Source organism: Mesorhizobium sp. M2A.F.Ca.ET.043.02.1.1 (assembly GCF_003952405.1).
Lineage (GTDB): Bacteria > Pseudomonadota > Alphaproteobacteria > Rhizobiales > Rhizobiaceae > Mesorhizobium.
Window position 1 is genome coordinate 4876312 of sequence record NZ_CP034445.1, and the last position, 11950, is coordinate 4888261.

At 64.8% G+C, this 11950-nt stretch carries 11 protein-coding genes; 4 read left to right on the top strand and 7 right to left on the bottom strand.

Annotated elements, in window-relative coordinates; genetic code table 11:
* The first annotated feature begins 140 nt into the window (after positions 1–140).
* On the top strand, positions 141–1481 hold the full coding sequence (locus EJ068_RS23160; protein ID WP_127252162.1) for an NAD(P)H-dependent oxidoreductase: 1341 nt from the start codon (positions 141–143) through the stop codon (positions 1479–1481).
* A 94-nt stretch (positions 1482–1575) separates the two neighbouring features.
* Here EJ068_RS23160 and EJ068_RS23165 read toward each other — a convergent pair whose 3' ends face one another.
* From EJ068_RS23165 to EJ068_RS23190, 6 genes are all read right to left on the bottom strand, one after another.
* On the bottom strand, positions 1576–1863 hold the full coding sequence (locus tag EJ068_RS23165; protein WP_126062533.1) for a PTS sugar transporter subunit IIB: 288 nt from the start codon (positions 1861–1863) through the stop codon (positions 1576–1578).
* Positions 1864–1876: 13 nt separating this feature from the next.
* The gene (locus EJ068_RS23170) at positions 1877–2338 is read right to left on the bottom strand and encodes a PTS sugar transporter subunit IIA (RefSeq protein ID WP_126079106.1); all 462 of its coding nucleotides are present in this window, start codon (positions 2336–2338) and stop codon (positions 1877–1879) included.
* Positions 2339–2419: 81 nt separating this feature from the next.
* The gene (locus EJ068_RS23175; RefSeq protein WP_127252163.1) at positions 2420–3826 is read right to left on the bottom strand and encodes a PTS transporter subunit IIC; all 1407 of its coding nucleotides are present in this window, start codon (positions 3824–3826) and stop codon (positions 2420–2422) included.
* Positions 3827–4139: 313 nt separating this feature from the next.
* Positions 4140–4955: a pyrroline-5-carboxylate reductase gene (gene proC / locus EJ068_RS23180; RefSeq protein WP_127252164.1), complete on the bottom strand. Its 816-nt coding sequence runs from the start codon at positions 4953–4955 to the stop codon at positions 4140–4142.
* 182 nt (positions 4956–5137) lie between these two features.
* Positions 5138–6457, bottom strand: coding sequence for an O-antigen ligase (locus EJ068_RS23185; RefSeq protein WP_127252165.1), 1320 nt, complete (start codon positions 6455–6457; stop codon positions 5138–5140).
* Positions 6426–7424, bottom strand: coding sequence for a glycosyltransferase (locus EJ068_RS23190; protein ID WP_127252166.1), 999 nt, complete (start codon positions 7422–7424; stop codon positions 6426–6428). Before EJ068_RS23190 ends, EJ068_RS23185 begins: the two co-directional genes overlap by 32 nt.
* 170 nt (positions 7425–7594) lie before the next feature.
* Between EJ068_RS23190 and EJ068_RS23195 the strand changes: the two genes are divergently transcribed.
* Genes EJ068_RS23195 through EJ068_RS23205 form a run of 3 tightly spaced genes read left to right on the top strand, consistent with a single transcriptional unit; the run spans position 7595 to position 10475 of the window.
* Positions 7595–8767: a glycosyltransferase family 4 protein gene (locus EJ068_RS23195; RefSeq protein WP_129554894.1), complete on the top strand. Its 1173-nt coding sequence runs from the start codon at positions 7595–7597 to the stop codon at positions 8765–8767.
* The gene (locus tag EJ068_RS23200) at positions 8764–9558 is read left to right on the top strand and encodes a WecB/TagA/CpsF family glycosyltransferase (protein WP_127386172.1); all 795 of its coding nucleotides are present in this window, start codon (positions 8764–8766) and stop codon (positions 9556–9558) included. The genes EJ068_RS23195 and EJ068_RS23200 overlap by 4 nt, the downstream gene beginning before the upstream one ends.
* Positions 9555–10475, top strand: coding sequence for a DUF6492 family protein (locus tag EJ068_RS23205; protein WP_127386173.1), 921 nt, complete (start codon positions 9555–9557; stop codon positions 10473–10475). Before EJ068_RS23200 ends, EJ068_RS23205 begins: the two co-directional genes overlap by 4 nt.
* Before the next feature lie 128 nt (positions 10476–10603).
* Here the strand turns inward: EJ068_RS23205 and EJ068_RS23210 are convergent, their stop codons facing one another.
* Positions 10604–11899: a lipopolysaccharide biosynthesis protein gene (locus EJ068_RS23210; protein ID WP_127252598.1), complete on the bottom strand. Its 1296-nt coding sequence runs from the start codon at positions 11897–11899 to the stop codon at positions 10604–10606.
* Positions 11900–11950: the final 51 nt, after the last annotated feature.

Consider the following 11950-nt stretch of genomic DNA (forward strand, 5'->3'; position numbering starts at 1 on the left):
CCATGCACAAGCTCCCGCGAAATCTGCCGCGGCCTTGCAAAGCATTCGCAAGAAATCGCCATCTCGGGCTGGTTTGATTTGGCAAACGCGGATCGTTCCCTGTATTGCGGGCCGGAGCAAAAAGCCGTGAGTTTTCTTGCATGACCAATATCGCCTTGACCGGGCTTGCCCGCGATCTCGCCCGCCGCGCCGCCGAGGGCAGGCCGGTGCGCGTCGGTGTCATCGGCTCCGGCGAGATGGGGACCGATCTGGTTACCCAAGGTATGCTGATGCCGGGCATATCGATCGCCGCCATCTCCACGCGGCGCCCGCATACCGCCCGCGAGGCGGTCCGCATCGCCTATGGCGACGAGGCGATGGCGGTAGAGGCCGCCACCGCTTCCAAGGTCACCCGGGCGATCGAAGACGGCCGGATCGCCATCACCTCGAACGAGATGCTGGTCACCAACCCGCTGATCGACGTGATCATCGACGCCACCGGCAAGCCGGGCGTCGCCGCCGATTTCGATCTGATGGCCATGGAACATGGCAAGCATCTGGTGATGATGAATGTCGAGGCCGACGTGACCATCGGCTGTTACCTGAAGCAGCAGGCCGACCGGCTGGGAGTGGTCTACTCCGTCGGCGCCGGCGACGAGCCGTCAAGCTGCATGGAACTGATCGAATTCGCCTCGGCGCTTGGGTTAAGCATCGTCGCGGCGGGCAAGGGCAAGAACAATCCGCTCAACCATGACGCCGTTCCGGACGACTACCGGGAAGAGGCCGCGCGCCGGAACATGAACCCGCGCATGCTGGTCGAATTCGTCGACGGCTCGAAGACCATGGTCGAGATGTGCGCCATCGCCAATGCCACCGGACTGGTCCCGGATATCCCGGGCATGCATGGCCCCAGGGCCAATCGCGATCAACTGGCCAAGGTGCTGATCCCGAAAGCCGATGGCGGCCTCCTCTCCCGGAAAGGCGTCGTCGACTACACGATCGGCAAGGGCGTGGCGCCCGGCGTCTTCGTCATCGTCGAGGCGATCCATCCCCGCGTCGTCGAGCGCATGGACGATCTCCATGTCGGCAAGGGCCCTTATTATGGCCTGTTCCGGCCCTATCACCTGACTTCTCTGGAGGTTCCGCTGACCGCCGCCCGCATCATGCTCTATGGCAAGCCCGACATGGTGCCGCTGCCGAGGCCGGTGGCGGAGGTCTGCGCGGTGGCCAAGCGCGACCTTGCCGCCGGGGAGACCTTCGATGCCATCGGCGAGACCTGCTACCGCTCCTGGACCATGACCGTTGGCGATGCCCGGGCAAGCCGCGCCGTGCCGGTCGGCTTGCTCGAAGGCGGCAAGGTGCTGAAGCCGGTGAAGAAGGGCGAGTTGTTGACCGAGGACAATGCCGCGCCGGACCGGACGACGAGGCTCTACGCCCTGCGCCGGCTGCAGGACGACATGCTCCACGGAGCGAAGATCGCTTCGCCGGCCCTGTCAGGCTGAACCGGCTCTATCCCTTTGTTTTGACGCAATTCCGGACGGAAGGTTACGGCGAAGGCGCCGAACTTAACCGCTCACACTTTTTCCTGGAATTGCTCTATTTGCGCAGTTCCGCCTCGATCTCGTCCAGCGCCTTGTCCTTGCCGATGCCGGTGAGGAAGGGGAGCCCCTTGATCACCGGCTTCTTCACGGATGCCGAGATCGGTGTGGTGGCAACGATGAAATCGACGTTGTCGGCCAGTCCGGGCACTTCCGTTGCCTTGGCCTGCTGCGCATGAAAGGTGAGGCCGCGCTTCTTCATCGCTTCGGTCACCGCCGCATTGACCGCGGTCGAGGTCGCGACGCCCGTGCCGCAGGCAAAAAGAATGGTTTTCTGTCTGGACATGTTCTTTCCTTTGTCAGCCGAGAATGGCGCGGACGTCGTCGAAGGTCCTGGCCGTCCTCAAGCCATCCAGCGCCGCGGGATTCTGGATGGTGACCATGACGGTCTGCAGCGTGTCAATCTGCTTGTCCTTGTCATTGATGGCAAGCAGGAAGACGAGGCCCACCGGAAGCTTCTCGTCGGGATCTTCCATATTGGCGAAGGTGACGGGCCGCTTGAGCGTGCCCATCGCGACACCCGGCTTCAGCACATGTTCGGGGTCGGTATGCGGAACCGCGACATTGTCGGCGCGCTCCAGCGGCAGGCCTGTCGGGATCGTCATCTCACGCCGCACGACAGCGTCGGCGTAGCTGCTCTTGACGTAGCCCAACGCCTCCAGCCTGGCGGCCAGGATGCGGATGATCTCCTCATTGGTCGAGGCGTCGGAGCCAAGGACGACTGCCTCGGGGTCCAGGAGTTGGATCAGGCCGTTCGACAAGGGTCACTCCATTGATGCGGACCGTGCGCCCGCCGTGTGGCTCGGGCGCACAGGTCATTGTCAGTTCAGGATGGGGCCGGCTCAGGCGGTGCCTTCGGCCGGCTCGTCCTCGGCGCCTGCCGCGCGCTCCCAGCCGAGCGGATTGCGGCGGTAGAACAGGAACAGCGCAGCGATCACCACCGCGATGACGACGATGCCGATCACGCCGAGCCCCTGGATCGCTTCGATGATCACATAGGGAACCCAGAGGAAGCCGTCGACCACCGAGGTGATCTGCAGCGCATCCGCCGGCAGCTTGAAGCCGGAGGCGACGGCTGCACTCGTGAACAGCGGCGCCAGCGCGTTGGCGACGTAGAAGCCGACGGCGAGCGTCACCGTGCCGATGACAACCATGCGGAAGACATTGCCCCTGACCAGCGGCGCGGTCATCGCGACGATGAACGGGATGACGGCAAGGTCGGCGAACAGGATGACGCGGTTGCCGGGCAGGATGATCGACAGGATGATCGCGATCGGCACCAGGATCAGCGACGACGAGATCGCGGCGGGGTGACCGATCAGGATGGCCGAGTCGAGCCCGACCAGCAGCTCGCGGTCGCCTGTGCGCTTGCGCACGAATTCCTGTGCGGCGTCCGAGACCGGCAGCAGGCCCTCCATCAGGATCTTCACCATGCGCGGCAGGAGCAGCATCACCGCCGCCAGCGTCATGCCGGTGCCGAGCACCTTGGCCAGCACCGTGCCGAGATCGCCAGCGTTGTAGAAGGCGATCAGGCCGAGCACCAGGCCAATGATCAGCCCGAGTATCACCGGCTCGCCGAACACGCCGAAGCGGCGTTCGATGGTTTCGGTGCTGATGTTGATGCGGTTGATGCCCGGGATGCGATCCATGATCCAGTTGAGGATGATGGCGATCGGGAGGATCTGCGCCGAGGCGAGATGCGGCACGGAAATGCCCGGCACGCCGTAGAACTGCTGCACCGCGCGCGCCGACCAGTCGGCGAAGAGCAGCGCAAGTGCCGCGACAAGCGCCGCGATGATGATGCCGTAGGCCAGATTGTTGGTGGCGGCGACGACCAGCGAGCCGACGAAGGCGAAATGCCAGAAGTTCCAGACGTCGACATTGAGCGTGCGTGTCATGCGCGTGAGCAGGAGCGCGATGTTGACCAGGATGCCGACCGGGATGACCCAAAGGCCGACCGACGAGCCGAAGGCGATCGCGGCGGCAGACGGCCAGCCGACATCGATGATGTCGCGATGGATGCCGGTGTTGGTGACGATCGCCTTGGCCACGTCGCCGATAGAGGCGAACATCAGGCCGAGCACGAGGTTGATGCCGATGAAGGCGACGCCGATCGTGATGGCGGCGCGGAATGCCTTGCTGACCTTGGCTCCAAGGATCACGGCGATGATGAAAATGACGATCGGCAAGAGCACAGTCGCGCCGAGCGTGTCGATGGCTCCCTTTAAGCCTGCAAGTATGGTGTCCATTCTACCTCCCCAGGGGCATCGGCTTCGGCTCGAAGCGTGAATGATGCCCGCAACTCAATGACGCCTCGACCCTCCCGGCCAAGGCACTCCCCACTCGCCGACGAGGACGGAATGCTCAGTCGAGATGAGTGAACATTTGCCTTTGTCAGCGAACGAAAGTTTTATCTGGGCGGTCTATGCCAAAGTCAATCGGCAATCCTTTGGGCCAAAGGGAAACCCACCGATTGTTCGGGAAATCGGTTAGCCGATATGGCAATCGTCGATCAGGCCTGGTGGATTTGGCGCATCCCAGGCTGGATTGTTTGTCGGATCGCTACTTGCCGAGCTCTATCGACCGCAGCCGCGCCGCTTCCACGGCTTCGGTGACGAGCTTTGTCAGGCGGTCGCCGCCCATCAGCACGCCGAGCGCGGCGGCGGTCGTGCCGTTGGGGCTGGTCACCTGCTGACGCAGCACGCCCGGCTCCTCGTCGCTTTCAACGGCGAGCGAGGCGGCGCCGAAGACGGTCTGCATGGCGAGCAGCTTCGCGGTCTCGGCCGGCAGGCCGGCCTTCTCGGCCGCAACTGTCAGCGCTTCGATGAAGTGGAAGACATAGGCCGGGCCGGAGCCGGAGACGGCCGTCACCGCGTCCATGAGGCCCTCGTCGTCGATCGTCGTCACGACGCCGCTTGCCGAAAGCAGCTCAAGGACGAAGCGCCGGACGTCGTCGGAGACCAGCGGATTGGAAAACACCACCATCATGCCCTTGCCGATCGCGGCCGGCGTGTTCGGCATGCAGCGGATGACCGGCGCGAGCTCGCCCAGGATTTCCTCGAAGGTGGCGACCGGCGTGCCGGCGGCAATGCTGACGAAAGTCGTCCTGCCATCGCCGAAGCGCTTGTACTGCGCCGTCACGTCGCGGATCACCTGCGGCTTTACCGCGATGACGACGAGATCCGGCACGGCATCGGCCGGAATGGCCCCGGCGTCGGCGGAAACGCGGCAGCCGAGATGTTCGGCCCGCTGGCGCAGTTCCGCGTTGGGCTCGACCACGAACACCGCCGACGGCTCGAGCCTTGCGGACTTCAGCCAGCCCGAGAGCATGGCGTAACCCATATTGCCGCAGCCGGCGAGAACGAGCCTGATCGTCATCAAAATCTCCTTAGCATGGCTCTCCTTAAACGCTTGCGCGGCCAGCGAAAAGCCCAGCGTGAGGAAGATCGATCATCCAGGACTGAGTGCAATTCCTGGGAAAGGGCGAGCGGCTTTCCGCCCGCAATTGCGTCAGGACGGAGATAGAGGGGTTCGCCGTTCCGGCGAAATGGTGAAACGCTCTATCGCGACAGGCGAACCGGGATCGGCCGCAGCGAAACTTGCCTGAGGCCAAGCACGCCGAGAACGAAGAACAGCCAGACCGGATCGCCGCGATGGAAGAAGAAGCTTTCCAGGAAGCCGTTCAGCGCCGTGAACAGCACCACCATCATGAAGAGGTCGCCGAGGAAGATGTTCTCCTTGCGCGGCGGGATGCGCATGTAATCGCGCAAAGGAGCGATCAGGAAGGTGTAGACGGCAACGCAGAGCGCCGGGATGCCCATCAGCACGGCAATATCGAGATAGCCGTCATGGCCATGCACGATGGTGCGGATATCCCAGGGCCTGTCGAAGGGCTGGTCCTGGTTGAGCAGCAGTGGCGTCCCCCAGAAGCTTTCGTAGCCGTAGCCGGTCCACGGCTTCTTCGCCAGCATCTCGCCGGCGAACTCCCAAAGGGTCGTACGTCCCGTATAGGTGAGATCGGGGAAATAGATCGCCGCCAGATGCTTCACCGGCGGGATGAAGACGATGCCGAGCGTGCCGACCACGGTCGCGACGATCGCCACCGCGAACAGGATCGGCGTGCCGAGCCGCATGCCGATGAGGCTGGGCAGCACGACGATCATGATCGAGAACGGCACAAGTCCGGCGGTCGTCTTGGAGCCGGTGTGGAGCATGAAGATCATCGCGGCGCAGAAGATGCCGGCGCCCCACCAGCGCTGGCCGCGTCGGAACAGATAGAGCCCGGCGAAACTGAAACAGGCCATCACCGGCCCGGCGATGTTCTTGTGCGTGAAGACGCCGCGCCACAGGCCGGCATGCTCCGGCTCCTGCGAGTCAGCGGTGTGCAGGGCCTCATGCGGCAAGACGACCAGACCGATATAGGAAAGGCCGATCACCACGACGGCGGTGAAGATGATCACGCGGGCGAAGGAATCGGCGTCGCGCGGCAGCACCAGGATCGTCGCCATGGTGATGATGCCGATCATGGTGAAGGAGGCGGCGCGCATCGCCACCGGCGGATCGGTGGCGAGCACCACCGACAGGGAGAAGAAGCCCAGCATCAGCGCCCAGGAGGGGCTGACCAGCGAACGCACCACGCGCGGATCGGCGAAGGCGAGCAGCGAGAAGATCGAGATCGCGCCGAGCGAGCCGAAGCCGAGCTGGTTGACGATGTCGCCGCCGTCGCCGGTGAGTTCCGCTCCCGCCGGCTGGAAAGGCCGGAACGAGACCATGATGACGGTGAACAGGAGCGCGGCGATCGCCGTCGCCACACCTTCCTTGGTGAAGGCGGCGCCGAGCGGCGCGCGCTCAATTCTTCTCAGGCTGTCGGTACTGCTCATTGGCATATCCGAATTCGGCAAGCACCCGGCCGAGCGCGACATAGACCGGGTAGAGGCCGGTCGTCAGCGAGCCGGTTCGCGCCAGCCGGATGGCGCCACGGAGCGGTGAGGCCGCGAGCAGCGCCAGGCTTTTGAGAAACACTTTGAGGCCGGCAAGCGGCGTGCCGGCGCGCTTCTTCTTTTCGACCAGCGTCGAGATCACGCCATTGCGCAGGCTGCGGGCGCGGATCCAATCGGCCTCGACGCGCCGGGCCGGCACGGTCTCGTTGACCTTTGCCTCGGCGCACCAGCCGAGCACGAAGCCTTTCTGCGCGGAACGGCTGAGGAAGTCGGAATCGCCGCCGCCCATGAAATTGAACCTGAGATCGAGGAAGGGCGGTCCCATGGCCTTCAGCACGTTGCGTCCCACCAGCAAATTGCCGGACGAATAGAGCGCCGGAACGCGACCGGTTTCCCGGTAGGGCGGCGCGAACACCGGGTGCTCGGCCCATCGGGCGTGGCTCGGATCGGCGAAGACCGGCACTTGCGGGCCACCGACGATGTCGGCGCGAAGCGTCTCGGCGGCCTTGCACATGCGCTCCAACCAGTCCGGCTCGGCGATCTCGTCATCGTCGATGACAAGAAGGTGCTTGAAGTTGGGAAACTGCAGGATCGCCGTCTGCCAGCCGGCATTGTAGGCGCTGCAATTGCCGCGCTCATGCGCGACGATCACAAGTCCCGGCATCTCGCCGCTCTCGAACAGCGGCAGCACGGCGGCGGCACCCTCGCGCGCCTCGGCCTCGTTTTCCATGACGATGACGGCGAAGCGCCTTTCGGTCCGCTGCGCCTTGAGCGAAGCCAGGGTTTCCAGCACCTGCTGCGGCCGCTTGAAGGTCGGCAGCGTCACCACCGCCTCGACGCTCTCGGCGGCGAGCCCCGGCGACCGTCCCGGGATCGATACAGAAGCGTCGGACGGCAAAGGGATCATCCGTTTTTGAGCAGCGTGGGTTTGCGCCCTCGATAGCATCGCGGTGATAACGTTTCGTTAATCACCTTCTCGCCCGGCTGTCGGAAAAGCCGGGTCTTTGGCCTTTGACGGTGCCATTTAATCAAGGCTTCACCGCGTTTTGCTACCGGCTGCACCTAAGGATAGGTGAGATGCATCTGCTGTTCGCCACATCGATCGTGCCCGATGGCGCTCTCGCCTCAGGCTACGAGATTGCCAATGCCGCGACCATCGACGCGCTGCGGCGCGCCGGCGTGCGCGTGACCGTGATCGGCTTCATCTGGCCAGGGAAAACCCCGTCCGATCCGCAAAACACCATCGTGCTCGACGCCGTCGAGGTCCGCACCGAAAGCGCTTCGCCGCTGCAAAAACTTGCCTGGCTCGGCAAGGCGGTTTCCTCCGGCCTGACCTTTTCGTCGGTCAAGCTGCGTGTCGTCTCTGAGGCGCAAACCCGCGCCGCCATCGATCGCGCCGGGCCCTTCGACGGCTATGTCCTGAATTCGGTGCAGTTCGCCGGCGCGTTCGAGAAGGTTCTCGCCGACCGTCCATTCGTCTTCGTGGCGCACAATGTCGAGCATCGCTCGGCCGAGGAGAACGCCGCCGCGGCCGGCAGCGCGCCGCGGCGCTGGATGTTCCGCCGCGAGGCCAGGCTCCTCAAGGTCATGGAGGAGCGCCTTTGCCGCGCCGCGCGTTTCGTCTTCACGCTGGCCGAGGGAGACCGCGCGGCACTTGGCGTCGCCTCCGACACACGCTCGGCGGTGCTGCCGCTGGTGACCCGCGCGCAGGCGCCGGCAGGCAAGGCCAAGCGCCATATCGAATGCGACGCCGCCCTGATCGGCACCTGGACCTGGCAGCCGAACCGCATCGGGCTCGACTGGTTCCTGACCAAGGTCGTGCCGCATCTGAAGCCGGATTTCCGCGTCAGGATCGCCGGCAGCATGCCTGCAGGCGTCAGCTCGCCGCATCCCGGCGTTTCCTTCGTCGGCAGGGTTCCGGACGCTCAGGCCTTCGTGCGCGGCGCCGCCGTTATTCCCCTGATCAGCACCGCCGGCAGCGGCGTGCAGCTGAAGACCATCGAGACCTTCGAGCTCGGCCTGCCGTCGGTCGCCACCAGCCGCTCGCTGCGCGGCATCGGCTATCGTCCGGACAACTGTGTGGTGACCGACGATCCGATCGCTTTCGCCGCCGCTCTCCAGGCGGCCGCGGCCAATATCCGCGACGTCGATGGCAGCGCCTTCCACCGCCGCCAGCTCAAGGCGCTCGACGCCGCGATCGGGCTTGGCCTGGAGAAGCTCGGCGCCGTCAGGCAGGAGGTCGCCGCATGAACATGCACACCGCGCGCGCCGCCTTCGGCTTCGATACGCTCAAGACCATCCTGGGCATTCCGGTGCTTGCCATACGCTGGGACGAGGCCATCGCCTTGCTCACCAGGCTGATCGACGAGCGCCGCTTCACCAAGGTAAGCTTCCTCAACGCCCATAATGCCAATCTTGCCTGCACCGATCCGGTCTTTGCCGAGGCGCTGGAAAACTTCCTCATCCTCCCCGACGGCGTCGGCGTCGACATGGCGGCAAAGCTGCTTTACGGCGCGCCTTTCCCCAGCAACCTCAACGGCACCGATTTCATTCCGGCCTTCCTGCAGGCCGCATCGCATCCGCTGACGGTGGCGCTGCTCGGCACGACGCGCGCCAATGCCGAGGCCGCGTCCGCGAAGCTGTCGACGCTCGCCATGCAGCACAAATTCGTCGTCATCCATGACGGCTTCTTCTCAGCCGCCGAGGAGCCGGCGATTCTCGAGCGCATGGCCCGCCTGCGGCCGGATGTGCTGCTCGTCGCCATGGGCGTGCCGCGCCAGGAATTGTGGATCGAACGCCACATCGACAGCCGCCATTGCACGCTGCCGGTGGCCGTCGGCGCGCTGCTCGATTTCATGAGCGGTTCGGTGCCGCGCGCGCCGCTGTGGCTGCGCCGGCTGCGGCTCGAATGGCTGTTCCGCCTGTGGATCGAACCCGGCCGCCTGTGGCGCCGTTATATCGTCGGCAATCCGGTCTTCCTGTGGCGCGTCGTCAAGCAGAAGCTGTCGCTCGGGCCGCGACCGCTGGGGGCAGGCCGGTGAACAGCCGCTTCGTGCCGGATACGTCCACCGCAATCGAACCGCTGCCGCGCGCGCCCTCGGCAGCGATCGTCACCGCGAGCTACGCACCCGATTTCGAACGCTGCCGGCTTTTGTGTGAAACCATCGACCGCCACGTCGCCGGCATGGCGCATCATTACATCCTGACCGAACATCGCGACGTCGCGCTGTTTCGCCAGCTGGAATCCGGCCGCCGCAGCGTTGTCGACGAGCGGGACCTATTGCCGCGCTGGCTGCGCGCGTTCGATGATCCGCTGAGCGGTTTCCGCCGGCGCATCTGGCTGAGCTTCAGGACGCAGCCGCTGCGCGGCTGGCATGTGCAGCAGCTGCGCCGCATTGCCATTGCCGGCCATGCCAAGGAAGACGTGCTGGTCTTCTGCGATTCCGACGTCGCCTTCCTGAAACCGTTCGACGCGAACGCCTTCTGGCGGGACGGCAAGGTGCGGCTGTTCCGCCGCGACGGCGTGCTTGCCAATGAAGGCCATGGCGAGCATCGCATCTGGTCGCGCAATGCCGGTACAGCACTCGGCATCGATCCTGTTGTTGCGTCGTGCCACGACTACATCTCGACGCTGATCGCCTGGCGCCGCGAGACGGTCAACGCCATGTGCGAGCGCATCGAGAAAGTGCACGGCCGCGACTGGGTCGGCGTCGTCGGCTCGGCGCGAAAATACTCCGAATGCATGATCTATGGCCGCTATGTCGACGACGTGCTCGACGGCGCCGGCCATTTCCACGGCTCGGAGGAGTTCTGCCGCGTCCACTGGAACGGCGCGCCGCTCTCGGATGACCAGTTCCGCCGTTTCGTCGACACCATGGCGCCGGAACAGGTGGCGATCGGCATGCAGTCCTTCATCGGCACCGATATCGCCCGCATCCGCCGCCTGATCGGGGCTTAAACCGCGCTGAGATTCAGGTCAGGCCGAGTCGAAAATGGTGGTTTCCGAGACCCGGAGCGGAGCGTACTTTTCGTACGTGAGCACCGGAAGCGCAGGAAGCCGCCATTTGCAGGCCGGCCTCACCTGAATCAGATCGCCTTGGCCGGCCGGCGCATCGCCGAATAGGTCAACAATGTCGAGGCAAGATAAAGCAGCAGGAAGACTATGTTGAGCGACAGGACCAGATTGGCCGTGTCGGGGATGGTCGTCAGCACATAGGTGAGCAGAACCGCCTTCAATCCGGCGAGCAGGCCAAGATTGATTGCCCTGACCGCCGTCTGGCCACGCGCGAACAGAAGCTCGGCCTGGTATTCGACGAGGTTGCGCAGTCCCGGCACGCAGACGGCGAGCGCCACCAGCGGCGCTGCCTCGGCGACATTCCTGCCGAGCGCGTTGGGGAAGAAGTGCAGCACGATGCCGAGCGACGCCAGCGCCAGCGTCGAGACCAGGAACACGCCGCCCTCGATGCCGCTCTTCACCGCCAGCCGCGACAGCAGCTCCGGCGCCCGCATCATGCGCTGCACTAGCATCATCGAGAAAGTGCGGATCGGGATCGCGGTGAGATCGACCAGCCGCATGATGATGGCGTAGATGCCGGCCAGATGCGGCCCGCCGATCGACAGCACCAGCAGCTTGTCGAACTCCATCTGCAGGTAGAACAGCACTTCGGATCCGGCGACATAGATGGAATCGGCGAGCCGCCGGAAATACAGCTCGGCGCGCAGCCTCAGCCGCTGGCGCGGATAGAAGAAGGCGAAGGCGACGATCAGCGAAGCGGCATTGGCGCCGATGTAGAACAGCGACCAGACGCCGATCGTATGCTGCGCGGCTAGCATGAACAGGATGGCGCCGACTGCCCGAAGCGCTGTCGCCAGAATGGCGAGCACCGCCGCCCGCCCGAACTTGCCGAGCCCGTTGTTGACGATCAGGGCCACCTCGACCGGCCGCCACAACAGCGCCTCGGCGAAGACGATCGCCGCAAAGGCCGTCAGCGGCACGGTGTCGGCAAAGAAGATCAGGTAGACGATGTAGGAGGCGGCGGCGAGGAACGGCAGCGAGAGGACGCCGAGAAGCAGGAAACCGGCGGTGAATGTGCCGATCAGGTTGGGGCGGATCGTGGCGGTGCGGTAGAGCGCCGAGATGAAGCCGAAGGCGAGGATGCGTGACAGCATGATGCCGGCGGCCGAGGCTGTCGAGAACATGCCGAATTCGGCGATCGAAAGCGTGTTGGCCAAGGCGACGAAATAGGCAAGCGAGAACACCAGCCGGCCGCCGGCGCCGCTGATGGCCGAGAGATAGTCGAATACCAGTTTCCGGCGGGTGGCCACGAAGTGGCCGATCCGCGCGAAGCTCCGCCTTTGCGGCATGTCGCTGGCCTGGGTCATATCCGGGGCGATAGATAGGCTGGAAAGTTTAACGCGGCGTTCTGGCGCCTG